Here is a 23,523-nt window from a genome sequence, read left to right on the forward strand (position 1 = left end):
TTCGCCGCACCCCGACCCTTCCGTCGTCAGTCGGCCCGCACGAGCAGGTCGCCGATCTCGCAATCCAGCGCCCGGCAGATCGCAGAGAGCGTCGAATAGCGGATGGCGCGGGCTCGGTCGTTCTTGAGTACCGAGAGATTCACCACGGAGACGCCGACCATCTCGGACAGGCGCGTGAGGGTCATCCCGCGCTCGGCGAGCAGCTCGTCGAGGCGGCAATGGACGCCGCTCGGACCTTCCTCGTCTGCGGGGCTCACACCAGGCCGTCCGTGTCGCGCTGCAGACGCACGCCGCGTCGGAATGCGACCGCGATGAGGCCGACCGTCACGCCGACCGCCCACACCGGTGCCCATCCCCAGAAGTCGAGGAAGTGCAGCGGCTCGCCCTCGCCGACGCCCAGAGCGCTGAGGATGCCGTTACGCCCGATGTTCTCGAGGATGAGCACGACGAATCCTCCTCCGACGAGCGCCCACCCGATGACGTCGAAGGCCCGAGCGGTCGCCGGGACGAAGAACCGGCCGCGCAGGAAGCTGCGTGCGACGTACATCACCGCGAGGATCACGGCGAGGCACGTGATGCCCCACACCACGATCGAGCCCGCGAGCGCGGCCGCCGTGCCGCCGTCGACCTCGGGCGCGATGACGAGTGCGTTCTGCACGACGCCGTCGACGTACCCCGTGCCCGACCCGACGGAGGCGGAGAACGGCTCGTCGTCGATGTCGATCCGCCATGCGACGCCCGCGTCGCGGAAGACGTCGAGGAACCGCGCGACGACCGAGAGGACGACGGTGATCGCGGCGCCGATGCCGAGCAGGAGGACCGTGATCGCGTCGGCGGCATCCGAGCGGGGTCCGCGGGTGAGGGTCATCACACCAGTCCTTCCGTGTCGCGTTGGAGTCGTGAGCCGTACCGAAACACTGCCGCGAGGGCGGCGAGGCCGAGGCCTGCGGCGATGGGCCAGAACGGGAGGGTGACGTTGAGTGTCGCTTCCGGCCACCACGCGAACGGATCATCGATTCCGGGGATCTCGGTCCACTGCGCGCTTCCCCGGGCGAACAGTTCCTGCGATGCCATGCTGCCGGCGATGTCGGAGAGCAGCTGCGCGGCCGTCCCGCCGGCGGCGACGATGACGGCGGTCGCCATGGTCACGCGCACGATGATGCGATCGAAGGCGCGCCCGGCGAGCAGCTGGAAGCACGCGACGGCGATGAGTGCCGCGATCGCGGTGGGGATGAGCGTCCACAACGCCTGCCCAGCGGTCCAGAGCCCGCGTGCGAGCGGGCTGATCCCCGCGACGTCGACCTCGGCGACCATGAAGCCGCCGCCGGCGACCTCGGCCGTTGGGCCCGCGTCGATCACGACGCCCGGGAGCAGGTCGGGCCAGAACTGCGCCACCGGGACGCTCATGCGAGGCGCGTCTGCCGCGAGGTTCTGAATCACCGAGATGACCGCCCCGAGTAGACCGAATGCCGCCCAGGCGGCAGACAGGGTGAGCGCAAGGCTCACGACGGGAGAAGGGTCGCCACGGCGACGGGCGCGGGCCGCGGCGACACCGAACACGGTGGCTGCCACGACGATCACCACCGCGATCGCCACGATCGGGCCGATGTTCCACAAGACCAGCATGCTCTCGACGCTCCATATCGATAGTCGTTGTTATCGAGAAACGATATGGTCTGACGCGACCGAGCGCAACCCCGCGTAACGCTATGCCGACGGCGAACACGGGCATACCCGTATCCCTGCCTGGTTAATCTCTTTCGTAAGCGCCCGGAGTCCCGGCGCTCAGAGGAGGCTGACGATGTTCGAGAGATTCACGGATCGTGCCCGTCGCGTGGTCGTGCTCGCCCAAGAAGAGGCGAAGATGCTCAACCACAACTACATCGGGACCGAGCACATCCTCCTGGGTCTGATCCACGAGGGTGAAGGCGTCGCGGCCAAGGCCCTCGAGAGCCTGGGCATCTCCCTCGACGCCGTGCGCGAGCAGGTACAGGACATCATCGGTCAGGGCCAGCAGCAGCCGACCGGTCACATCCCGTTCACGCCGCGTGCCAAGAAGGTCCTCGAGCTGTCGCTGCGCGAAGCGCTGCAGCTCGGACACAACTACATCGGCACCGAGCACATCCTCCTCGGCCTCATCCGTGAGGGCGAGGGAGTGGCCGCTCAGGTGCTCGTCAAGCTCGGCGCCGACCTGAACAAGGTGCGTCAGCAGGTCATCCAGCTGCTCAGCGGCTACCAGGGCAAGGAGCCTGCCGGCGCGACCGTCGGCGCGGGCGAGCAGACCCAGGCGCCGCAGGGCGGCTCGGCTGTGCTCGACCAGTTCGGGCGCAACCTCACCCAGGCCGCGCGCGACAACAAGCTCGACCCCGTGATCGGTCGCGAGAAGGAGATCGAGCGGGTCATGCAGATCCTCTCGCGTCGCTCCAAGAACAACCCGGTGCTGATCGGCGAGCCCGGCGTCGGCAAGACCGCCGTCGTGGAAGGCCTGGCGCAGGCCATCGTCAAGGGCGATGTGCCCGAGACGCTCAAGGACAAGCAGGTCTACTCGCTCGACCTCGGCTCGCTCATCGCCGGTTCCCGCTACCGCGGTGACTTCGAGGAACGTCTGAAGAAGGTCACCAAGGAGATCCGCACCCGCGGCGACATCATCGTCTTCATCGACGAGATCCACTCGCTCGTCGGTGCCGGTGCGGCAGAGGGCGCGATCGACGCCGCGTCGATCCTCAAGCCGCTGCTCGCCCGCGGCGAGCTCCAGACGATCGGTGCCACGACGCTCGACGAGTACCGCAAGCACTTCGAGAAGGATGCCGCGCTCGAGCGCCGGTTCCAGCCGATCCAGGTCGGCGAGCCCAGCATCCCTCACGCGATCAACATCCTGAAGGGGCTGCGCGACCGCTACGAGGCGCACCACAAGGTGCAGATCACCGATGGCGCGCTCGTCGCCGCGGCGAACCTGGCCGACCGGTACGTCAGCGACCGCTTCCTGCCCGACAAGGCCATCGACCTGATCGACGAGGCCGGCGCCCGCCTGCGCCTGTCGATCCTGTCGTCGCCGCCCGAGCTGCGCGAATTCGACGAGAAGATCGCCAAGGTCCGCGAGGACAAGGAGCGCGCGAGCGAGGAGCAGGACTTCGAGAAGGCCGCATCGCTGCGTGACGAGGAGAAGTCGCTGCTCGCCGAGCGCCTGCGCCTCGAGAAGCAGTGGCGCTCGGGCGACGTGGCCAGCCACGCCGTCGTCGACGAGGGGCTCATCGCCGAAGTGCTCGCCCAGGCCACCGGCATCCCGGTGTTCAAGCTCACCGAGGAGGAGACCAGCCGTCTCGTCTTCATGGAGAAGGCGCTGCACCAGCGCGTCGTCGGGCAGGAAGAGGCCATCGCGGCCCTCTCCCGCACGATCCGTCGTCAGCGTGCCGGCCTGAAGGACCCGAAGCGCCCCTCGGGCTCGTTCATCTTCGCCGGCCCCACCGGCGTCGGAAAGACGGAGCTCGCCAAGGCGCTCGCCGAGTTCTTGTTCGATGACGAGGGCGCGCTGATCTCGCTCGACATGTCGGAGTACGGCGAGAAGCACACCGTCTCGCGTCTGTTCGGCGCCCCTCCCGGATTCGTCGGATTCGAAGAGGGCGGTCAGCTCACCGAGAAGGTTCGTCGCAAGCCGTTCTCCGTCGTGCTGTTCGACGAGATCGAGAAGGCCCACCCCGACATCTTCAACTCGCTGCTGCAGATCCTCGAAGAGGGTCGCCTGACGGACGGTCAGGGTCGCGTGGTCGACTTCAAGAACACCGTGATCATCATGACGACGAACCTCGGCTCGTCGGCGATCGCCGGTGGACCGGTCGGGTTCCAGGTCGAGGGCAACGCGCAGACCAGCTACGAGCGGATGAAGGGCAAGGTCGACGAAGAGCTCAAGCGGCACTTCAAGCCCGAGTTCCTCAACCGCGTCGACGATGTCATCGTCTTCCCGCAGCTGAACAAGGCCGAGCTGCGCCAGATCGTCGGCCTGTTCACCAAGCGTCTGAGCGAGCGCCTGCTCGACCGCGACATGACGGTGGAGCTCTCCGACGCCGCGAAGGACCGCCTCATCGAGATCGGTTTCGACCCGACGCTCGGTGCTCGTCCGCTGCGTCGTGCGATGCAGCGCGAGGTCGAGGACCAGCTCAGCGAGAAGATCCTGCACGGCGAGCTCAACCCTGGCGACCACGTGAAGGTCGACACCGAGGGCACGAAGTTCGTCTTCGAGACGGCTCCGCGTGAGGACAAGGTGGCGATCGGCGTCGGCGCTGCCGGCGAGATCGCTGCGACTCCCGACATCGCCGCCAGCGGCGACTGACCGAGGTCGCGCGAGCGACGAATCGCACGGAGGGGCGGATGCTGCGGCATCCGCCCCTCCGGCGTTTCCGGGGCGGGAGCTGCCCCGGCTGGCGGCGGAGAATGGTGGGATGCAGCCGTTTGCCGTCGCTGTCCGTGCCGTCGACAGGATGGATCCCGTTTGGGTGGCCGTCTCCAGGCTACTTCGCGACTACCACCTGCAGACGGAACATGAGAAGGCTCTGCACGGGGTCACGGCGGGTGGGGTCACGGCGGGTGGAGTGACAGCGGGTGGGGTGACAGCGGGTGCGGTCGTGGCGGGTGGGGCGGCGGGTGCCGCGCTGCCCGCGAGGTATCGGGTCGAGGTCGACGACCCTGCCGAGGCGTTCGCGGGGGCTGCTGTCGCCGTCGCCGAGGACGACGTCGGGGCGGTCGGCGTGGTGGTGCTTCAGCCCTCGGGCCGCGACGTAGAGCTGAAGCGGCTGTGGGTCGCGCCCGCCGGACGTCGACGGGGAGTCGCGGCGGCTCTCATGACATACGCGAGTGAGCATGCCGAGCGAGCGGAAGCCGACGGGCTGCGGCTGTCGGTCTGGGACTGGCGCTCCGACGCGCTCGCCCTCTATCGGTCGCAGGGGTTCACCGTCGAGCCTTCGTGGGAATCGCGCGAGCGGCTGGTCTGCCTGCGCCGAGCCCTGGACTGACCTTTCCGCGTCGGTGCGTCAACCCCTCCTTGCCTTCGTGCCCGGTCTGCGTGCCGTCGACAGGCTGAGCGCGGTAGGCGTCGCTCTTCCAGCCGATGTGTATGTGCTCAGCCTGCGGATGGGACGCGTCGCGCGGGTTCAACGCGACTGACCGGGGACGGACTCGGGGCCAGAGTCGGACTCGGGCTCGGGCTCGGACTCGGACTCGGACTGGGGCTGGGGCTGGGGCTGTGGCTGTGGCTGTGGCTGTGGCTGGGACTGGGGCTGGGGCTGGGGCTGCTGTGGCTGTGCCCGGGGGCGTGAACCTTGGCCCAGGCCCCGTTGTGGGCCTACTGGGGCACGGCTCTGCGTGGGGACGTCTACCGATCGCGGGTGTGGCGTGCCGCCAACAGGCTGAGCATGGCCGGCACCGCCGCGATCGTCGCTTCGGGCGGGCCCAGCCTGTCGACGGGACGCGTCGTGCCGAGATCCCCGCGCCCGGCTGCGCCAGGCTGCGCCGAGCGCGGCGTCGGTGTGTGACCGGCGCGAAACACAGCGGCTCTACGATCGGCGCGTGAGCAGCGAAAACGCCACGACGGCGCCCCGGCCCGTCATCGGCTTGACGACCTACCTCGAGCGCGCCCGTCAGGGGGTGTGGGACGTGCGGGCGAGCTTCCTGCCGCAGCAGTACTTCGACGGCGTGACCGCATCGGGCGGTGCCGCCATCCTGCTTCCGCCGCAGCCGGCACCCGTGCCTGCCGCCGATGTCGTGCTCGACCGGATCGACGGGCTCGTGCTCACGGGCGGCCTCGATGTGCAGCCCGAGCTGTACGGGGCCGAGCGGCATCCGCTGACGGATCCGGCCCGGCCGGATCGCGACGACTGGGAGCTCGCCCTGCTGCGCGGTGCCCGTGAGCGTGGCATCCCGGTTCTGGGCATCTGCCGCGGTCTGCAGCTCATCAACGTCGATGCGGGCGGCACCCTCCACCAGCACCTTCCGGACGTGCTGGGCACCGACCGATACCAGCTCGGGAGCGGCGTCTTCGCGCGGAACGATGTCGCGGTCTCAGCCGGGACGATGTTGTCGGAGCTCGTGGGGACAGGCTCGCTCACCGTGAGCAGCTACCACCACCAGGGCATCGACCGGCTCGGCGAGGACCTCGTCGTGTCGGCCCGCAGCGGCGAAGGTCTGCCGCAGGCGATCGAGTCGCCCGGCTCCGACTTCCTCGTTGCGGTGCAGTGGCACCCCGAGGAGGACGCCGCCGACCGCCGGCTGTTCCTCGGCCTGGTCGCCGCGGCGACAGAGTACGCCGCGGGTCGCTGACCCCCCGGCATCCCTGGCTCGTTCTTGTTGCGCTGGCCGTGCGCGAATGCAAGCGTTCGTGGCCGACACCCCGACCCCGGATGCCTCGGCCCGGCGTGTCGACTCGGATCTCTTGCATCCGCGCTCGCAGAGGGACACCCGGATGCCGTCGGGGTCAGGGTTCGAGAGGGGCGACGTCGACCGAGACGCGCAGGGTCGAGGTCTTCGCCTCGGTGAAGATGATGCCCTTCACGGGCGAGACGTCGCCGTAGTCCCTGCCCCATGCGACGGTGACGTACCGGTCGTTCGCCCACTGGTCGTTCGTCGGATCGATCGCGAGCCACTGGTCGGTGCCCGGAAGCCACACCGCGAGCCAGGCGTGCGAGGCGTCGGCGCCGAAGACGCGCTCCTTGCCGGGCGGCGGCTGCGTCGCGAGGTACCCCGACACGTAGCGCGCCGCGACACCGTGCGAGCGAAGGCATGCGAGGGCGACGTGGGCGAAATCCTGGCAGACGCCGGCCCGCTTCTCCAGCGCGTCGGCGACGGTGCTCGTGACCGTCGTCGCCGTGCTGTCGTAGTCGAAGTCGGTGTAGATCCGGTGCATCAAGTCGCTCGCGGCTTCGCCGATCGGGCGTCCCGGGGTGAGCGAGACCGCACCGTAGGCGGCGGTGGCCTCGGACTGCGCGACGCGCGGGGAGGGGAGAGCGAACTCGGCGGCGCGCCACGCCCCCTCCTGGTCGGGATGCCGCAGCGGCCGGGCCGCCTCCCAGGGCAGGGCGAGTGCCGCCGGGTCGTACTCTGGAGCGGTGACGATGACCTGGCTGGAGGCCTCGATCGACAGCGCCTCGTGCGCGGCGGTGACATGGAAGTACGTCGACCAATTGCCGAAGTAGTCGGAGTCGCGCCGCATGTCGCCCGGGGCCGGCGAGACGACGACATCCGCCTCGCGCACCCGCTGCCCGGGCAGTTCGCGCGGTATCAGGTGGAACTGCCCGACGCTGTCTTCGACGGGATCGCTGTACGTGTACGCGGTGCGATGCCAGACGCGGTACTGCTTCACGCGCGGGCCTCCATCAGTTCCTCGATGAGGGCCAGCGACGACAGCGCGACCGGGGGCGGGCCGCTCTCGAAGTGCAGCTCGTCGATCGCGTCGCCGAGCTGCTCGAGCTGGGCCGTGAGGTCGTCGAGCAGGTCGGCGAGCGGAGAGCGGATGCCGTCGACGGCATCCCCCAGCGCATCGGTGTCGATCGCGCTGACGAGGGTCTCGAGGTCGTCGACCAGACGCTCGGGCCGTGTCGACCCCGTCGATGCCGGCGCCGACGCGAGATGGGTCCGCAGCTCGGCGAGGCAGAACGCCAGCGACCGGGGGTTGTCGGGGTCGCGTAGCAGCAGGTCGAGCACGTCGCCCAGGCGCACCGCGCCACGGAACCGTCGTCGGTGGGTGACGATGCTCTCCGATGCGGTGAGAAGCGCCTCGAGCACGGCCCGTTCGGTCCGCGCGTCGCGGCGGTCGACGACGACGCGCAGGATGTGGCAGACCTGCAGCGCGCGCTCGAGGAAACGCCCCGCCTCGATGAAGTGCCATCCGGTGTCGCGCATCATGTTGGCCGACACGCCCTGCAGCGACAGGACGACGGTGAGCATGCGCCCCGCCGACTCGGCCGTGCGGTGCGCGTGCGGCGATGCCCGCAGGGCGCGGGAGGCCCGTTCGATGCCGGCGAAGACGCGCCACGTGTCGCCCGACAGCTGGTCGCGCACGCCGTCGAGCGCGTCGCGCAGCCGGCTGAGCGCGTGGGCGGTCGAGCCAACCCGTGCGGCGTCGAGCAGCAGCGACCGGAAGTCGGCGTCGGCGGCATCCGGCCCCGGACCGGCGAGCCGCTTGATGGCGTCGCGCAGCACGCGGGCGCTCGTGTGGCTGGCACGACCGGCGCCGGCCAGGTCGAGCTGCTGCTGTGCCGTGAGCACCAGCCGCAGCAGGTCCTCCGCCCGCTCGGCGTACCGCCCCGACCAGAACATGTCGTCGAGGGCGCGCGGCGCGATGCTCGGGGCGCTGCGGCCACCGGGGAGCGGACCGATCTCGTTGAGGCCCTGATCGGCGTCGCCCTCAGCGGCCTTCAGTACCCAGACGTCCTTCGTGGTCGGCGCCGCATCGGGGCTCTCGCGCACGGTGGCGAGTCCGCCGAGGAGGGGGCGGTACGCCGAGCCGTGACGCAGCGTGAAGGCCCGGAAGATCAGAGCGCGCGCGCGTGCACCGTCGCCGGCCCACACGGGGGCCTGCGAGAGGGGCAGCAGCTCCTGCCCGACGTAGCGGTGCGGTGCGGCCTCGATGCGAGCGGCGACGGCCGCGGCATCCAGTCCTGTCAGATCGCGGCGTGATCCGTCGAGGGTCCGCACGAAGAGGGAGGGATCCTCCGACCGGACGCGATCGAGAACGACCGCGCGCGCCTCGTCGTCGCCGCACCACCACGTCGGCACGGCGGGCAGGCGCAGCTGCTCGCCGAGCAGGGCTTCGCAGGCCGCGGGCAGATAGGGCAGCAGGGCGGGGTTCTCCAAGACGCCGGCGCCGAGCCCGTTCACGAGCCGCACCGTCCCGCGGCGCACCGCCTCGGTGAGGCCGGCGACGCCCAGACGCGAGTCGGAGCGCAGCTCGAGCGGATCGCACCACTCCGCGTCGACGCGGCGCAGGATGACGTCGACCTGCTCGGTCGGTTCTCTGCGCGGCCATCCGGTGGGCTTCATCCACACCCGGCCGCCACGCACGACGAGGTCGCTGCCCTGCACGAGCGACAGGCCCAGGCCTCGCGCGAGGAAAGCCTGATCGAACGCCGTCTCGGAGTGCGGGCCGGGGGTCAGGACGACCACGCGCGGCTCGGCGACGCCCTCGGGCGCTGACGCGGCGAGCGTCGCGTGCAGGGCCGAGAAGTACGGCTCCATGCGGTGCGGGTCGCTCTGCTGGTACAGGTCAGGCAGCACCTGCGAGATGACGCGCCGGTTCTCCATCGCGAACCCCAGGCCCGACGGCGCCTGCACGCGGTCGGCGAGCACCCGCCATTCGCCGTCGGCGTCGCGTCCGAGGTCGGTTCCCGACAGCAGCAGCGGATGCCGGTCGGCCGCCGTCGACCGCGCGAGAGGGCGGAGGAATCCCGAGTGGCCCAGCACGGCCGCGGCCGGGATGGTTCCCGATGAGAGCAGGCTCTGCGGTCCGTAGAGGTCGGCGAGGACGGCGTTCAGCAGCTCGGCGCGCTGCGCGAGGCCCGTCTCGAGCCGCGCCCAGGCGGCCGCGTCGACGACCAAAGGGACCGGGTCGAGCTGCCACGGCTGGGCGCCGCTGTCGGGGCGGACGTAGGTCACACCGTCGTCAGCGAGGAAACGGGTGATCTCGCCCTCGACGCGGGCCAGCTCGGACGGGGTCAAGGCCAGCGCGAGGCCGGCGAGTGACTGCCAGGCGGGGCGGAGGCTGCCGTCGGCATCGACCACCTCGTCGTAGCGCGAAAGGTCGGCGGGGCCGTGGGGGAGCGACGACAGAGGCAGTGTCGGCTGGGACACTGCGGCTGCGTAGTCACGGAGCACGCTCACGTCGGCACTCCAAAGCGGGAGGGATCTCGGGCTGAGGCAACCTTACCGGCGCGGACTATCGTTGAGGTGTGAGCTCCGACGACCCGGCCTTCGTCGTCCGCCCCGCGAGGGCGAGCGATGTCCGCGGCATCCGCGAGATGCTCGACCCCTGGGTGCAGCGACGAATCCTGCTCGGCAAAGACCTCGTCGTGCTCTTCGAGTCGGTGCAGGAGTTCGTCGTCGCCGAGGCCGACGGCCGGCTGGTCGGATGCGGCGCCCTCCACGTCATGTGGGAGGACCTCGGAGAGGTGCGCACCCTCATCGTCGTCGACGAGTGGCTCCACCGCGGAGTGGGCGGCGCGATCGTCGACCGGCTCGAGCAGAACGCCCGGGAGCTCGGCCTCTCGCGGCTGTTCTGCCTCACCTTCGAGGTCGACTTCTTCGCGCGCCGCGGGTTCGAGGCGATCGGCGAGCAGGTCGTCGACGCCGACGTCTACTCGCAGCTGCTGCGAAGCCCCGACGAGGGCATCGCCGAGTTCCTCGACCTCGCGCACGTCAAGCCCAACACCCTGGGCAACACCCGGATGCTGAAGCACCTCTAGGCGTGCCGCCCCGGCGGCATCCGGCCCGCGCCCTACCCTGGCTTCATGACCGACACGCCGCCCCGACGCCGTCATTCGCCCGCGGTCTACCGTCGCCGACGACTCGCGCTGCTGCTCGTCGTGCTGCTCATCATCGCCGCGGTCGTGCTGGCATTCTGGCGGCCGTGGGAGGGGGGCGCATCCGATGGTCCGGCTCAGCCCGCGTCGTCGGATGCCGCGGCCTCGCCCTCGTCGTCGCCGTCCGATGCCGGGGGCGACGCGCCCGAGCCGTCGACATCCGCGAGTGAGCCGTCGCAGGATGCCGCGGCGGAGGAGGTCGAAGCATGCTCGGCGCGCTCGGTGCAGGTCTCAGCGGTCACCGATAAGGACTCGTACGGCGCCGGGGAGCTGCCGCAGCTGTCGATCTCGCTGACGAACGCGGGGGCGGAGGCCTGCCTGCTCAACGTCGGAACGGCGACGCAGAAGCTCACGGTGTCGAGCGGTCCCGACGTCTGGTGGCGCTCGACCGACTGCCAGAGCGAGTCGAGCGACCAGGTGGTGCAGATCGATCCGGGGCAGACGGTGTCGAGCGTGACCCCCATCACGTGGGATCGCACGCGCTCGTCGGTGGACAGCTGTGACGGAGAGCGCCCGGCCGCGCCCGCGGGCTACTTCAATCTCGCCGTGGAGATCGGCGGGTTGGCGGCGCAGCAGGAGCGCCAGTTCGTCCTGCGCTGACCGGCGTTCGCGGCCCCGCAGGAGAGTGAGACTTTTCTCACTCGACGGGACGAGACAGACGCCGGGGTGCGGACGTAACCTGGAGTCAGCTCTTCGAGGAACACCCTCGCTGTCCCCAGCGGCGAGTAGTCGCGCAACCCCCCAGAATCGCGACGACGGATCCCCACCTCGGATGGGCGATGGGCCCTCTCGATTTCCTCAGTCCCCAATGAAGAGTTCGAGAGGGCCCCTTCTCTCTCTAGGCTGAGGTGATGGCTGGAAAGAAGCGTGGCGTGAAGAAGCCGCTGCCCGAGTTCCGCAATCCGCAGCTCGCGGACGCCCTGCAGACCCAGGACATGGCTGCTCTCGCGTTCGCGCTGCGGCACGGCCCGACCGTCGTGCCGCTCATGCGTCCCGGCGATCGCGATGACCCGCGTGACGTCGGTGAGATCTGGACGTACCGCGACCCCAACACCGGTGACGTCGCGCTGCTGCTGTTCAGCGATGCGGCGCACAAGCCCGAAGCGCTGCCCGCGCATGTGGCGTTGCAGTCGCCCGGCGGTCTGCGCGCATTCCTCGGGGTTCACGAAGCGGAGATCACCACGGTGTTCTTCGACATCGCCGGCCCCCACCCCATGCAGGCCACCCCGCAGGACGTGATCGCCGCGCTCGACGCCTGATCGCCGGGTTGGTGGGGCCGGGGGTTTGGGGTTGGGGTTTGGGTTTGGGTTTGGGTTGGGTTGGGTTGGCAGTTGCCGCCGCTTCGGCGCGCGCGATGGGGCGTGTTCTGCCGGGTGAGTAGCCCAACACCGGGGCCTCGGGTTTGGGTTGGCAGTTGGCGCCGCTTCAGCGCCCGCGATGGGGCGTGTTCTGCCGGGTGAGTAGCCCAAGACCGGGGCCTCGAGGTTTGGGTTGGCAGTTCGCGCCGCTTCAGCGCCCGCGATGGGGCGTGTTCTGCCAGGTGAGTAGCCCGGGACCGTGGGCTCGAGGTTTGGGTTGGCAGTTGGCGCCGCTTCGGCGCGCGCGATGGGGCGTGTTCTGCCAGGTGAATAGCCCAACACCGGGGCCTCGAGGTTTGGGTTGGCAGTTCGCGCCGCTTCGGCGCGCGCGATGGGGCGTGTTCTGCCAGGTGAGACCCCGGCGGCCCGGGCTCGGCAGCTCGAGGCGGGGGGTCAGAAGCCGACGTCGGCGGCGGATGCCGCGGGCTGACGCACCTGCAGATCGCGCATCGCTCCGCCGATCGTGCGCGACGAGGCATCCACCACGGCGGTGTAACCCATGCGCTTCGCTTCGGACTGGCGCTGGCTCGACTGCGTGACCGGGCGGATCTCGCCCGCGAGACTGAGCTCACCGAAGGCCGCCACCTGTCGCGACACGGCCTTGCCGCCGACGGCACCAGCGATGGCGATGGCGATGGCGAGGTCTGCAGCTGGCTCGACGAGGCGCACGCCGCCCACGGTCGAGACGTAGACGTCCTGGTCGCTCGTCACGGCGACGCCGCGCTTCTCGAGGACGGCGAGGATCATCGCAACGCGTGCGCTGTCGACGCCGCTCACGACCCGGCGGGGATTGGGCGCCCCGGTCTTGAGGGTCAGCGCTTGGACCTCGACCGGCAGTGCTCGTCGCCCCTCGAGCGCGATCGTCACGCAGGTTCCGGGCACCGGGTCGCCGTGCCCGAGGAACAGCGCGCTCGGATCGGGCACCTCGGCGATGCCGTCGCCCGTCATGTCGAAGCATCCGACCTCGTCGGTCGGGCCGAAGCGGTTCTTCAACGCCCGGACGAACCGCAACGAGGTCTGGCGGTCGCCTTCGAACTGGCAGACGACGTCGACGAGATGCTCGAGCACCCGCGGGCCGGCGATCGAGCCGTCTTTCGTGACGTGGCCGACGATGAGGACGGGGAGGTCGCGCTCTTTCGCGACGCGGATGAGGGTGGACGCCACTTCGCGTACCTGGCTCGGCTGACCGGCGACCCCGTCGGAGAGCGACGACGACACGGTCTGTACCGAGTCGACGATGAGCAGGTCGGGACGTACCTCGTCGACGTGACCGAGCACGGTGGCGAGGTCGGTCTCGCTGGCGAGATAGAGCGCGTCGTGCAGCGCGCCGGTCCGCTCTGCGCGGATCCGTACCTGGCCGAGCGATTCCTCCGCGCTCACGTACAGGACCCGGCGGCCCGAACGTGCGGACTGCGCGGCGACCTCGAGCAGGAGCGTCGACTTGCCGACGCCGGGCTCGCCCGAGAGCAGGATCGCGGCCCCGGGGACCACTCCGCCGCCGAGCACACGGTCGAACTCGCCGACCCCGCTCGATCGTCGAGGGGCGTCGGTGGTGTCGATCTCGGTGATCGGACGAGCGGCGCGCGCCGCACCGGGGCTGACCGCGGTCACGGTCGAGGTGATGCCGGTCTGCGTCGCCGCCTCGACGACGGTGCCCCACTGCTGACACTCACCGCAGCGACCGACCCACTTCGCGGTCGTCCACCCGCACTCGGTGCACTTGAAGGCCGTCGTGGGAGCGGGACGTCGAGAGGCCATGGATCCAGGGTAGGCGCGACCGCCGACATCCCCGCCGACCAACGCCTCGCAGGCGTTCACGCGATACAAACGTCGGACCGGTGGTGCGGATGTCGCGTTCCCGAGGCTCCGGGACGACACCAGCACCGCCGGTCCGACGGATGTATCAGCATCTGGCGTGACATCGCACGCCGGGGCGAGGTCAGCCGCGCAAGGAGGCCGCGACTTCCTGGAGGGATGCTGCCGAGTGCTGGAACAGTTCGAGCTCACGGTCGGAGAAGGCGATCTCGCGCACGGGGAACGCACCTCGACGGTTGACGACCGAGGGCACCGACAGGGCCATCCCGTCGACGCCGTGGAAGTCGCGCAGCACCGTGGAGACCGGCAGCACGGCATCCTCGTCGCGCAGGATCGCCTCGACGATCCGGGCGCTCGACAGGCCGATGGCGTAGTTCGTCGCGCCCTTGCCCTGGATCACCTTGTACGCGGCATCGCGGACATCGATGGCGATCTGATCGATCTCCTCTCTCGTGAACTTGGGCTGGCCGTCGAGCGGCACCCAGTCGAGGATCGGCACCGTTCCGATCGTGGCGTGAGACCACAGCGGGAACTCGGTGTCGCCGTGCTCGCCGACGATGTACGCGTGCACGCTCGAGATCGAGACGCCGGCGCGGCGGGCGATCTTCCACCGCAGGCGCGAGGTGTCGAGCACCGTGCCCGAGGCGAAGATGCGCTCGGGCGGCAGGTCGGTCGCTTCCTGCGCGAGCACGGTCAGCACGTCGCACGGGTTCGTGACGATCACGAAGGTCGCGTTGGGGGCGACCTCGAGCAGCTTCGGCATCATCGAGGCGATGATTCCCGCATTGACACCGGCGAGCTCGGTACGGGTCTGACCCGGCTTCTGCTTCGCTCCCGCGGTGATGACGACGACGTGCGAGCCCTCGGCGACCGAGATGTCGGAGCCGCCGATGATGTCGCTCGATCCGGTGAACTGCGCGCCGTGGGCGAGGTCGAGCACCTCGGCCTCGGTCTTCTCGGTGGCGATGTCGTACAGCGCCACGTGGCGGGCGGATCCCCGGATGAGGGCCGCGTAGGCGACGCTCGAACCGACGGCGCCCGCGCCGACGACGGTGAGTTTGGAGTTCTCGATCGCGCTCATGACCTCAGTCTGGCAGGGGGGAATGAGAGTCGCTACCGGGCCCCTCGCCGCCCGGCGTGCGGGTCGCTCGCGTTGAGTGCGCGCACGACGTCGGGGTAGTCGCCGCGTGCCTCGCCGTGGCGCAGGAACCCGACGCGCTCGACGAGCACCTCGCGCGCATCCGCATCCCGCTCGAGGATCGACATGACCTCGTCGATGAACTCGTCGAGCGGCTGAGCCTGCGGGTTCTCGGCGTGGCCGGGCATGAGATCGGTCTGCACGGCGGGCGGCACCAGCTCGACGATCGACACCGGCGAGTCGGCGTACTGCAGCCGGAGCGATTCGCTCAGCATGTGGATCGCGGCCTTCGTCGCGTTGTAGCTCGGCGTCGCGGCGAGCGGAGCGAACGCCAGGCCCGACGAGACGGTCATGATCGTCGCGGCGGGGCGCGCCAGCAGGTGCTCGATGAACGCGCCGATCAGCCGGATGGGACCCAGCAGATTCGTGATGACGGTGCGTTCGGCGCTGGCGACGAAGCCTGCGGGCGAGGTCCAGTCTTCGGCGTTCATGATGCCCGCCATCGTGACGAGCACGTCGAGATCGGGATGCCGCTCGAGCACCTCTCCGGCCGCGCGGGCGATGGATGCGGCATCCGATGTGTCGATCTCGACGCCGTCGATGCCGGGGTGCGAAGAGCGCAGGTCGTCGATGAGCTCGCGCCGGCGTCCGCCGACGATGATCGTGTTGCCGCGCTCGGCGAGGGCGATGGCGAACGCGCGGCCGATGCCGCTCGTTGCGCCGGGGATGAAGATGGTGCGTCCGGTGATGTCCATGCCCCGACTCTCGTCGCGGCATGCGCGGCTATCCAGGCACATCCGAACGGGGGAGCGGCGGTCCCTGGTTCGGACGGGCCGCGCTGGTCAGAATGGATGCGTGGACCGCGCTGCTCTTGCCCGATTCCTCCGCGCCCGTCGCGAGCGACTGCGTCCGGAGGATGTCGGGCTGCCATCCGGGGAGCGCCGGCGGGTGACGGGACTCCGACGCGAAGAGGTCGCGCAGCTCGCCATGATGAGCGTCGACTACTACACGCGGCTCGAGCAGGAGCGCGGGCCGCAGCCGAGTCTCCAGATGCTCGCGTCGCTCACGCGGGCGCTGCGGCTCTCGCGCTCGGAGCGCGATCACCTGCACCGTCTGGCGGGGCACACGCCGCCTGAACGTTCCGGTGCGGCCGATCATGTGGCGCCGGCCCTGCAGCGGGTGCTCGATCGGCTCGACGACATCCCGGCGCTCGTGATCACCGAGCTCGATGAGACGCTCGCGCAGAACGATCTCGCGCGGGCTCTCTTCGGCCCGCGCGAACGGCGCACCGGACCGGAACGCAGCGGCGCGTGGTGCTGGTTCGTGCATCCCGACAGCGAGCGGGCGGTGTATCCGGCATCCGATCACGATCGGCAGAGCCGGGCGATCGTGGCGAATCTGCGTGCCGTCGCGGGCCGCGGTGGCGCCGGATCGCGCGCAGCGCGTCTCGTCGACGACCTGCGCGAACGCAGCGTCGAGTTCGCTCACCTCTGGGATCTCGAGGAGGTCGCCGAGCGGTTCGCCGATCACAAGGTCGTGGTGCATCCAGCCGTCGGCGAGATCGAGGTCGACTGCCAGGTGCTCTTCACGGAGGACCGTTCGCAGGCGCTCCTCACGCTCACCCCCGAGCCCGGGTCGGAGGCGGCGGAGAAGTTGCGGATGCTGGCGGTGCTGGGGCCTCTCGCCTCGGAGCGCTCGCCGGCCTGAGTTTCAGCTCGTCGCGCCCGGGCCCGCAACTGAGGGTGCGCTGTTCCGGATGCCGGCGAAGGCGATGAGCCCGCCCGCGGCCATGAGTGCCGCGGTGACGATCGCTGCCCGGTGGAATCCGTCGAGGTCGAGTGCGCCGCCCACGATCGGAGCCAGGAACGCGATCACCACGAGGCCCGCCACCCGTGCGACGGCGTTGTTCACGGCCGAGGCGATACCCGATCGTTCGGGGTCGATCGCGCCGAGGATCGTCGAGGTGAGGGGCGAGACCGTCGCGCCGAGTCCGAGCCCGAACACGACGAGGCCGGGGAGCACCTGCCACCAGTAGTCGAAGGACTCGCCGACCAGGAGCAGCATCAGTGCGCCGCCGGCCATGACGAGCGGGCCGAGCGTCATGAAGAGCCGTCCGCCGAGGCGTTCCGCGAGCGAGCCGGCCCATGGACTCAGCGCGATCAGCAGGACCGTGGTCGGGAGGCTCACGAGCCCCGCCAGCGTCGCGCTGAGGCCCGCGCCTTCCTGCAGGTAGACACCGACGACGAAGCCGTTGAGCGAGAGGGCGGCGTACACGAACAGGGTCGCGAGGTTGCCGGTCCAGTAGTTGCGCACCCGGAAGAGTCCGAGCGGAAGGGTCGGATGCCGCGACGTGCGCTGCCGCAGCAGGAAGGCCGCGAACATGACGGCTCCGACGGCCAGCGGCATCCAGATCGCGGGAGAGGTCCAGCCGAGGTTCGGCTGCTCGATCAGCGCGAAGACCATGCCGCCCAGGCCCGCCGTGCATAGGGCCGCGCCGATCCAATCGATGCCCGCGTCGGCGCGGCGCTCGTCGTGCACGGGGAGTCGCGCGACGAGCCACAGGGTGACGGCGACGGGGAGGACGTTGATGAGGAACGCGTAGCGCCACGAGAGCAGATCGACGAAGAGGCCGCCGAGAAGCGGGCCGATGAGAGACGCGCCAGTGGTGAAGGCCGTCCAGAGGCCGATGGCGCGCGAGCGCTCGTGGCCCTGGAGGAGGGAGGTGATGAGGGCGAGCGAGCTCGGCACGAGGAACGCGCCCGCCGCGCCCTGGACGGCACGTGCGGCGATGAGGAAGACCGGATCTGGCGCGAGGCCCACGGCCACCGAGGCGACGCCGAAACCGATCAGCCCGATGCGCAGTACGAGGAGGCGTCCGTAGGCGTCGCTGACCGAGCCCGCCAGGAGGATGAGCGACGAGAGCGTCAGCAAGTACGCGTCCACCGCCCATTGCTGCGTCGTGAGTCCGCCGCCGAGCTCGCGCTCGATCGCGGGTAGGGCGACGTTCACGATCGTGCTGTCGAGGAACGCGACGGATGACGCGAGCGACGCGATCGCCACGATGAGTGCTGTCTGCGGGGCCGATGAACGCGTCACGGACACACGCTACGCCTGACCACGGACACCGCGGTTCGCGGCATCGCCCGAGATGTCGTAAGCTGGTCGGCGGTGACGTGTCCGAGCGGCCGAAGGTGCAACTCTCGAAAAGTTGTGTAGGGTAACCCCCTACCGTGGGTTCAAATCCCACCGTCACCGCCAGTGAAAACCCCCGGTTATCCGGGGGTTTTCTGCATGTGCGGGGCGTGTGTGGTGCATTTTTGGTGCACATCTGAGTCGAGCTGTCGATTGTGGTTAGGCAGTCCATTGATGGATGGTGCGCGCATAGCCGTCGACGTATCGGAGGATGCCGGTTGATGATGGTGCCGACGCTCGCATGAAGCCGGCAGGGTTACGGCAGCCATGGGCAGGAACTGCTGTCGGAGCCCGGGCAGAGGTAGTCCGGCGGGCGTCCAACGTCGCCGGATGAGGGCAGTAGGTCAATCGGGGTGGCCGTGGCTCGCCTCTTTCAGGGGCTCCAGTAGCTTCGCCGGCTCGATGTCGAGGGCGCCTGCGATGAGCACGAGCTCCTCAAGATTGGTTGGGCTCGGAGAGGTGAGGTGGAGCTTTCGCGAGAGGGTGCGCAGCGGAATTCCCGTCGCGATCGCGAGCCACTCCTGTGTTCGTCTTTGAGCACCGAGGGCGTCACGAATCAGCTCTACTGTCACGCGCGTTGCTTGTCGCCTCACTACGTCCTCCTCCTGTTGGCGTATGATTCAATCATACGCCAACAGGAGGAGGACGTAGTTATGTGCCGTTAGCGGCAGAATAGGAAGATGCCCAGGCGCAGAACGGTCTCCCCGGCTATGCCGGCTGACGCTGATCGCGCATGGCTAGCGCTCTCGGGCCGGAGCCGCGTCGACCTGTTGCACGCCTTGATTAGTCGGGAGGCGGCCACGGCGGCTGAACTCATGGATGCCACTGGGCAGACGAAGCCCACGCTGCACTCGGCCCTGCGCGTTCTTCGCGAACTCGGGTATGTGACGGTCGAAGGTATCGCCGACCGGAGTGTCGGAGGCCCCGTCAGGTATACGGCGGACGTTGTGCGCCTGAAGGCGGACTTCGAACGGCTCGCCGAGCACTTGTTCATGGGCCGCCAGTAGCGGCCGGAGCAATGAACCGGAAGGGGGCGTTGCCGAGATTGAACGGCTCTGGGGGGACGGGCCGAGGCCGCCCAGCTCGACGAGCTGATGGTGTTCTACCGCCGCGGACTCGACAGCCGGTAGTTGAGGTTGAGAGTTACCCGACTTCCTACCAGCCAGCGCGTGCTCTTCTTCGCGATCATCGGGTTCAGTGGGAGCTGGCTGGGGAGACCATCTCCGATCACCAAAAGCTGCGAAGGTGATAGCGGGAAGGTTACCGCTCTCGATGCCAGGCTTTCGATGGCGGCGTAGTCGGCTTCCAGATCGTGGTCGAGGACGACAGGATCGTGGGCGTAGCTGACGATCGTGGCGTTGCTGATCGAGGAAAGGAAGCCATCGTCCCGCTGTTTGTCGATCACCTCGATGATGCCTCGCCCGGCTAGGAGCGGTCGACGCTCGATCGAGGGCATTGCGACGGCGGCTAGCGTGCGACGCCCTGTTCCCGAGTGGTGCGGTGGGTGTCAGTGGTGCCGTGTGTCAGCGCAAATACTCGATAGACGCAAGTCTCGCCGTCGGCCAAACACGCCGCCCCGAGGCATCCTGATCGTCAGGGGTTGAAGCGTTGTTCCGCGGCCCTTGCGCTGTCCCCAGTGAGCACCGCGGCGATGACGCGGCTTTCGGGTTCTGCGGCTTTCGTACCGTTGGAGACCTACGGTGACGCATCCCTGGGTGCCGTCACCGGCGGGAACCGGTACTTTGCCCTGTCACCTGCCTGCGTCCGTGAGCTCGGTATCCCGTAGCGGGATTTGTTGCGCATCAGCCCTCCTGGCAGCTCGCACTTGCGTGGTCTCGCACTCACTCGCAGTGCGATGGACCGGTTGGGGCGGGAAGGGCAGCCGATCTGGTTGCTGTATCCCAGCGCGAAGCCGGCGGCCGCGACGCTGCGGCATATCGCCGAGGGCCACCGCACCGGCGCCGACCAGGCGTACAAGTGCCGGGTGCGCAACCCGTGTTGGCGGGTGCCAGCCCTTCGGGCCCCCGACCTGTTCCTGACCTACATGAACGCCGACACCGCCCGCCTCACCACAAACACCGTCGGTGCCCGTCGCCTCAACAGCGTCCACGGCGTGTACCTCACCGACGAGCACCGCGACCTCGCACGTGACGTTCTGCCGATCGCGTCGCTGAACTCGACGACTCTGCTCTCCGCCGACCTCGTCGGCCGCTCCTACGGTGGCGGGATCTTGAAGATCGAACGTCGCGAGTCTGATCGGTGGTGGATGCCCGCACCCGCCCTGCTTGCGCAGCACCGCGTCGCGCTGGCCGCGTTGAAGCCGCGCGTGCAGCGCCTGCTCATAGCCCGAAACCTCCCAGGCGCGCGGTCGAACTTGTTGATGAAGTCCTGTTCCACAACGTGCTCTCCGATGATGAGCTGGCCGCGATCGCGGGAGATCACCAGGCACTGACGACCCGCCGGACGGTCCGTGGACGCAGCGGTGGGGGAGCGGTGTGATGGCCACGCGAGACGACTCGTTCACCCCGTTCGATGACGCACTTGCTGCCGCAGATCTCAGCGACCCGTGGGTGCATGGGCGCGGTGATGCCCCGACTACCATCCGATTACGGGCTGCTGGCGAAGCTGCTCACATCCCGGTTGCTGCAGGCAAGGGGTGAGCGACGGGTGCGCTCGCGAATGGGGCGCACTCGTGGCTTGCGCACGAGCTGCGCCGTTGCGGGTTCAGACCAGACGAAGTGTGGCCACGAGCCACGCGCCCGCGCATCCTTCCGCGCGACATCGCGCTGCTCCTGGAGAAGCTGCCCCGGCAGCTGTCGGACGAGGTACGCGCAAGAGTCATGGCCATGCCTGTGGTTGCGCCGACAGACGCGAAGATCCTCGGCCGCGCTTACGAGAAATAGGTCGACGTCGAGATCTCCCGATGGGACCGCGGGCCAGAACTGCTGCTGTCGACCAAGACGCAGATTTCCTCGTTCGGTAAGAACCTCTCGAATCGTTTCGAACAGGCATACGGTGACGCCGGCAACCTCCGCAGCCGCCACCCCCTCGCCGCAGTCGGACTCTTCTTCGCACAGAGATCCACGATCCTCACCGACGAACCAGACGCGTATGAACGCACCGTCGACATGATCCGTAAACTCCGCGACCTCGGCGGCGCCAACGGCTACACCGCCACCGGCCTCGCCCTCGTCGGCTGGTCCGGCGAAGGCTCAATCGTGAGAGTCGAACTCGACCAAGTCCCGCATGACGTGCGGCCAGAGCAGTTCATGACGCGCATGATCGAGCAAGTCATCTCCGCGATTTCCGTGTCGCTGCACACAGAGGTCCGAAGCCTCATCGAGCGTCGTGGGCTGGCCGTGGTCGAAGAAGATGACGTGACTAACTTGTCCTAGTAGGCTCGACAGGCGCCAATGGTGGCCGGCCGGGGGAGGCAACGTGTCAACGGAAGATTTCGACGTCGACGCTGATGCAGATCAGCTGATGTTGTCTGATCTTGACAATGACGACCTCGCTGATCGTATGGGGCAGTTGGACCAGAACACCGTCGGTGACGACGTTGTGATCAGTTTCATACCTCAGCAGGATGATCAGCTGGGCGTCGAGGTGCTGCGCTATGATACGGCGCGCGGTATTCTTAGGTTCCGGCCGCTGTCGTTGAGATCCGGGAGCTATGAGAAGCAGTTCCGCGGTATAACCGAACTGCAAGTCGAGAACACGAGCTGGGATCCGCTCAATCACTCAGCAGAACATGCCCAGTATGGCCTACTTTATGAAACAGGGCTCCCCAAGGGCTTCAGTTCCATCTACGCGTTCGGCTTGGGTGTGGCCCGGGACTACCGAGGCTTACTAGACGAGATCGAAAACCGTTCGGGCTGCTCGACCGTGCGCTTCGTGGTCAATGACGACGAAGGTCCCGACAGTGATGGAGATGTTTTCCGGGTGGCTTTGAGTCGGTTCGAGGCATACCGGGCCGCGGTGGATCGTAGTCGCAGCCGTGGCCGCGTGGCCGTACATCGCGTCATCCAATCTGACACGCACAACGCCGTTGCCAATCTGTTCGGTCTAACCGAGGTGACCCCCAAATACACGCGCCATCCGGTGATCCGCGCCCTTACCGAAGAGGTTGAAACGGGCCACGTCGTTAGTGCCCAGGACCGCAATCTCCTTGCAGACGCGGTGACGTCCGAGGCGCCGAAGATCGGCGTCGACTCACCAACCCGGTTGGTGCAGCTCCGTGAAGACATCGAGCTGGCGTCGTTGAATACGCTGATCGACAGATTCCAAGCCGATCTTGACGGCACTCATAACCGAGATGAAGGGCACTGGCAGAAGTTTTTCAACGCCAACCGTTTTGCGCTGCAGCTACTCTTCTCGACTCCGATTGTGGTTGAGCTGGAACATGCCACGGTTCAGGCCGCGGACATCGAGGGCCGAGGTTCCCGTATCACCGACTTTCTCTGCGCGAACGCAATCACGCGTACCGCGGTCGTCGTGGAGATAAAGACGCCCGCAGCGGCTTTGGTCAGCTCCACTGCTTACCGGGGCAGGGGGACAGACTCCGCGGTTTTTGCGCCGCATGGAGAACTCGTCGGACCGATAGCGCAACTGCAATCACAGTTAGCATCCGTGTCTCAGAGTCTTGCGGCGCGCTTAAGTCCAGCGAATCAGATCGACGCGTGGAATGATCTGCGGGGCGGCGTCATCACCGGTAGAGTGTCTTCCCTCGACGAGCTGCAGCGAGATTCTTTTTTGCGATACCGGGCTGGTCTGACTAATGTTACCGTGCTGGGATACGATGAAGTCCTTGAGCGACTGAAGTCACTCCGCGACATGCTGGAGAAGCCCCCATCTGAGGGGAAGCCCCCATCTGAGGGGAAGCCCCAGCCTTCTTCGGTGGCAACTGACAGCGCAAACCGGAGCTGACCCGGAGTGCCGGCGTCCCAGCGAGGTGCAGGTTCAGGGACGTCGATGATGTGTGCTGATCCTCACGTGCTCCGCAACTGACAAAACGTTGACTATCGGACCGGACGTGATCTCATCTGATCTGCGCAGCGTCGAGCTAAGAGTCGACTACTCGACCAGACAGCCCCACTCGATAGAGCCGGAAGCGCTCCCGCGCATCGCGACATCGACGAATCTCATCGCGGAACTCCGGGTCTGCCGGAAGGTACGTCGTGCCAGCCCAGTACTGCTCCCACGTCTGCGGCGTGAGTTCGGCACCGTCGGCGGGTGGAAAGTGCGAGTCAATGTAATTCCTAAAGCGCTCGACGGCGCCAGCAGCCGCGTACCCGGGGCTACCGGCATACGCCTGACGGAACCCGCTGGGGAATCGCATCAAGATTCGAAACCGCCCCCTGTGGGCAGCATCGAGACCATGGTTGGCTATGACTAGGTGATGCTCGTCCTGCCAACCCACAGTCCATTCGACGTCGTGCGGCTCCGTCGTGCGATCCTC

Annotated in this window: 22 protein-coding genes and 1 tRNA gene; 12 read left to right on the forward strand and 11 right to left on the reverse strand. The window is 68.3% G+C overall.

What is annotated here, in order from left to right:
* Positions 1–26 precede the first annotated feature (26 nt).
* Genes DEU36_RS10555 through DEU36_RS10565 form a run of 3 tightly spaced genes read right to left on the reverse strand, consistent with a single transcriptional unit; the run spans position 27 to position 1,626 of the window.
* The gene (locus DEU36_RS10555; RefSeq protein WP_120264106.1) at positions 27–257 is read right to left on the reverse strand and encodes a helix-turn-helix transcriptional regulator; all 231 of its coding nucleotides are present in this window, start codon (positions 255–257) and stop codon (positions 27–29) included.
* A complete protein-coding gene (locus DEU36_RS10560) occupies positions 254–868 on the reverse strand; it encodes a hypothetical protein (protein WP_120264107.1) in 615 nt (204 codons plus the stop codon). The genes DEU36_RS10555 and DEU36_RS10560 overlap by 4 nt, the downstream gene beginning before the upstream one ends.
* Entirely contained in the window at positions 868–1,626 is a 759-nt protein-coding gene (locus DEU36_RS10565) for a hypothetical protein (RefSeq protein WP_120264108.1), read from the reverse strand. Before DEU36_RS10565 ends, DEU36_RS10560 begins: the two co-directional genes overlap by 1 nt.
* A 175-nt stretch (positions 1,627–1,801) precedes the next feature.
* On the opposite strand from DEU36_RS10565, the gene DEU36_RS10570 reads away from it, so the two are divergent.
* The 3 genes from DEU36_RS10570 (at position 1,802) to DEU36_RS10585 (ending at position 6,309) form a co-directional block, all read left to right on the forward strand.
* Positions 1,802–4,327, forward strand: coding sequence for an ATP-dependent Clp protease ATP-binding subunit (locus DEU36_RS10570; RefSeq protein ID WP_120264109.1), 2,526 nt, complete (start codon positions 1,802–1,804; stop codon positions 4,325–4,327).
* A 109-nt stretch (positions 4,328–4,436) separates the two neighbouring features.
* Entirely contained in the window at positions 4,437–5,006 is a 570-nt protein-coding gene (locus DEU36_RS10575; RefSeq protein WP_259455308.1) for an N-acetyltransferase, read from the forward strand.
* 553 nt (positions 5,007–5,559) lie between these two features.
* Positions 5,560–6,309, forward strand: a complete 750-nt coding sequence (locus tag DEU36_RS10585) for a gamma-glutamyl-gamma-aminobutyrate hydrolase family protein (RefSeq protein WP_120264110.1) — start codon at positions 5,560–5,562, stop codon at positions 6,307–6,309.
* Positions 6,310–6,463: 154 nt separating this feature from the next.
* Here the strand turns inward: DEU36_RS10585 and DEU36_RS10590 are convergent, their stop codons facing one another.
* Positions 6,464–7,348: a transglutaminase family protein gene (locus DEU36_RS10590; protein WP_120264111.1), complete on the reverse strand. Its 885-nt coding sequence runs from the start codon at positions 7,346–7,348 to the stop codon at positions 6,464–6,466.
* Positions 7,345–9,834 (reverse strand): circularly permuted type 2 ATP-grasp protein, encoded by a 2,490-nt coding sequence (locus DEU36_RS10595; RefSeq protein ID WP_259455309.1) that lies wholly within the window; start codon positions 9,832–9,834, stop codon positions 7,345–7,347. Before DEU36_RS10595 ends, DEU36_RS10590 begins: the two co-directional genes overlap by 4 nt.
* A gap of 98 nt (positions 9,835–9,932) precedes the next feature.
* On the opposite strand from DEU36_RS10595, the gene DEU36_RS10600 reads away from it, so the two are divergent.
* The 3 genes from DEU36_RS10600 (at position 9,933) to DEU36_RS10610 (ending at position 11,821) form a co-directional block, all read left to right on the forward strand.
* Positions 9,933–10,445: an amino-acid N-acetyltransferase gene (locus tag DEU36_RS10600; protein WP_120264113.1), complete on the forward strand. Its 513-nt coding sequence runs from the start codon at positions 9,933–9,935 to the stop codon at positions 10,443–10,445.
* 45 nt (positions 10,446–10,490) lie between these two features.
* Positions 10,491–11,162 carry a hypothetical protein gene (locus tag DEU36_RS10605; RefSeq protein ID WP_183045339.1) on the forward strand — a complete coding sequence of 224 codons (672 nt, stop codon included), beginning with the start codon at positions 10,491–10,493 and terminating at the stop codon, positions 11,160–11,162.
* 251 nt (positions 11,163–11,413) lie between these two features.
* A complete protein-coding gene (locus DEU36_RS10610) occupies positions 11,414–11,821 on the forward strand; it encodes a dehydrogenase (protein WP_120264114.1) in 408 nt (135 codons plus the stop codon).
* A gap of 492 nt (positions 11,822–12,313) precedes the next feature.
* Here DEU36_RS10610 and radA read toward each other — a convergent pair whose 3' ends face one another.
* The 3 genes from radA to DEU36_RS10625 all read right to left on the reverse strand — a co-directional run bounded on the left by radA (position 12,314) and on the right by DEU36_RS10625 (position 15,628).
* Positions 12,314–13,678, reverse strand: a complete 1,365-nt coding sequence (gene radA / locus DEU36_RS10615; protein ID WP_120264115.1) for a DNA repair protein RadA — start codon at positions 13,676–13,678, stop codon at positions 12,314–12,316.
* Positions 13,679–13,859: 181 nt separating this feature from the next.
* Positions 13,860–14,816 carry an L-lactate dehydrogenase gene (locus DEU36_RS10620; RefSeq protein WP_120264116.1) on the reverse strand — a complete coding sequence of 319 codons (957 nt, stop codon included), beginning with the start codon at positions 14,814–14,816 and terminating at the stop codon, positions 13,860–13,862.
* 32 nt (positions 14,817–14,848) lie between these two features.
* Positions 14,849–15,628 (reverse strand): SDR family oxidoreductase, encoded by a 780-nt coding sequence (locus DEU36_RS10625; RefSeq protein WP_120264117.1) that lies wholly within the window; start codon positions 15,626–15,628, stop codon positions 14,849–14,851.
* A gap of 100 nt (positions 15,629–15,728) precedes the next feature.
* On the opposite strand from DEU36_RS10625, the gene DEU36_RS10630 reads away from it, so the two are divergent.
* Positions 15,729–16,580 carry a helix-turn-helix transcriptional regulator gene (locus DEU36_RS10630; RefSeq protein WP_120264118.1) on the forward strand — a complete coding sequence of 284 codons (852 nt, stop codon included), beginning with the start codon at positions 15,729–15,731 and terminating at the stop codon, positions 16,578–16,580.
* Positions 16,581–16,583: 3 nt separating this feature from the next.
* On the opposite strand, the gene DEU36_RS10635 is transcribed toward DEU36_RS10630, so the two are convergent.
* The gene (locus DEU36_RS10635; RefSeq protein WP_120264497.1) at positions 16,584–17,969 is read right to left on the reverse strand and encodes an MFS transporter; all 1,386 of its coding nucleotides are present in this window, start codon (positions 17,967–17,969) and stop codon (positions 16,584–16,586) included.
* A gap of 71 nt (positions 17,970–18,040) precedes the next feature.
* On the opposite strand from DEU36_RS10635, the gene DEU36_RS10640 reads away from it, so the two are divergent.
* Positions 18,041–18,131 (forward strand) — tRNA-Ser (locus tag DEU36_RS10640).
* A 278-nt stretch (positions 18,132–18,409) separates the two neighbouring features.
* Here the strand turns inward: DEU36_RS10640 and DEU36_RS16005 are convergent.
* Positions 18,410–18,637, reverse strand: a complete 228-nt coding sequence (locus tag DEU36_RS16005; RefSeq protein ID WP_147374381.1) for a helix-turn-helix domain-containing protein — start codon at positions 18,635–18,637, stop codon at positions 18,410–18,412.
* Positions 18,638–18,775: 138 nt separating this feature from the next.
* Here DEU36_RS16005 and DEU36_RS16410 point away from each other — a divergent pair, with 138 nt between their 5' ends.
* Entirely contained in the window at positions 18,776–19,072 is a 297-nt protein-coding gene (locus tag DEU36_RS16410; RefSeq protein ID WP_183045340.1) for a winged helix-turn-helix domain-containing protein, read from the forward strand.
* Positions 19,073–19,167: 95 nt separating this feature from the next.
* Here DEU36_RS16410 and DEU36_RS10650 read toward each other — a convergent pair whose 3' ends face one another.
* Positions 19,168–19,521, reverse strand: coding sequence for a hypothetical protein (locus DEU36_RS10650; protein ID WP_120264120.1), 354 nt, complete (start codon positions 19,519–19,521; stop codon positions 19,168–19,170).
* Between the two features lie 399 nt (positions 19,522–19,920).
* On the opposite strand from DEU36_RS10650, the gene DEU36_RS10655 reads away from it, so the two are divergent.
* The 3 genes from DEU36_RS10655 to DEU36_RS10665 all read left to right on the forward strand — a co-directional run bounded on the left by DEU36_RS10655 (position 19,921) and on the right by DEU36_RS10665 (position 22,991).
* The gene (locus DEU36_RS10655; RefSeq protein ID WP_120264121.1) at positions 19,921–20,517 is read left to right on the forward strand and encodes a hypothetical protein; all 597 of its coding nucleotides are present in this window, start codon (positions 19,921–19,923) and stop codon (positions 20,515–20,517) included.
* Between the two features lie 676 nt (positions 20,518–21,193).
* A complete protein-coding gene (locus tag DEU36_RS16335; RefSeq protein ID WP_259455310.1) occupies positions 21,194–21,460 on the forward strand; it encodes a hypothetical protein in 267 nt (88 codons plus the stop codon).
* Positions 21,461–21,503: 43 nt separating this feature from the next.
* Entirely contained in the window at positions 21,504–22,991 is a 1,488-nt protein-coding gene (locus DEU36_RS10665) for a Shedu anti-phage system protein SduA domain-containing protein (protein WP_120264122.1), read from the forward strand.
* Positions 22,992–23,523: the final 532 nt, after the last annotated feature.

The sequence above is a fragment of the Microbacterium sp. AG238 genome (assembly GCF_003610405.1).
Taxonomy (GTDB): Bacteria; Actinomycetota; Actinomycetes; order Actinomycetales; family Microbacteriaceae; genus Microbacterium.

Excerpts from the sequence above, each read along its gene's own strand:
- DEU36_RS10620 (WP_120264116.1), bottom strand. The coding sequence starts at position 14,816 with ATGAGCGCGATCGAGAACTCCAAACTCACCGTCGTCGGCGCGGGCGCC.
- DEU36_RS10575 (WP_259455308.1), top strand. The coding sequence starts at position 4,437 with ATGCAGCCGTTTGCCGTCGCTGTCCGTGCCGTCGACAGGATGGATCCC.
- DEU36_RS10565 (WP_120264108.1), bottom strand. The coding sequence starts at position 1,626 with ATGCTGGTCTTGTGGAACATCGGCCCGATCGTGGCGATCGCGGTGGTG.
- DEU36_RS10650 (WP_120264120.1), bottom strand. The coding sequence starts at position 19,521 with ATGCCCTCGATCGAGCGTCGACCGCTCCTAGCCGGGCGAGGCATCATC.
- DEU36_RS16410 (WP_183045340.1), top strand. The coding sequence starts at position 18,776 with ATGCCGGCTGACGCTGATCGCGCATGGCTAGCGCTCTCGGGCCGGAGC.
- DEU36_RS10560 (WP_120264107.1), bottom strand. The coding sequence starts at position 868 with ATGACCCTCACCCGCGGACCCCGCTCGGATGCCGCCGACGCGATCACG.
- DEU36_RS10605 (WP_183045339.1), top strand. The coding sequence starts at position 10,491 with ATGACCGACACGCCGCCCCGACGCCGTCATTCGCCCGCGGTCTACCGT.
- DEU36_RS10610 (WP_120264114.1), top strand. The coding sequence starts at position 11,414 with ATGGCTGGAAAGAAGCGTGGCGTGAAGAAGCCGCTGCCCGAGTTCCGC.
- DEU36_RS10655 (WP_120264121.1), top strand. The coding sequence starts at position 19,921 with ATGGACCGGTTGGGGCGGGAAGGGCAGCCGATCTGGTTGCTGTATCCC.
- radA (WP_120264115.1), bottom strand. The coding sequence starts at position 13,678 with ATGGCCTCTCGACGTCCCGCTCCCACGACGGCCTTCAAGTGCACCGAG.
- DEU36_RS10570 (WP_120264109.1), top strand. The coding sequence starts at position 1,802 with ATGTTCGAGAGATTCACGGATCGTGCCCGTCGCGTGGTCGTGCTCGCC.
- DEU36_RS10625 (WP_120264117.1), bottom strand. The coding sequence starts at position 15,628 with ATGGACATCACCGGACGCACCATCTTCATCCCCGGCGCAACGAGCGGC.
- DEU36_RS16335 (WP_259455310.1), top strand. The coding sequence starts at position 21,194 with ATGATCCGTAAACTCCGCGACCTCGGCGGCGCCAACGGCTACACCGCC.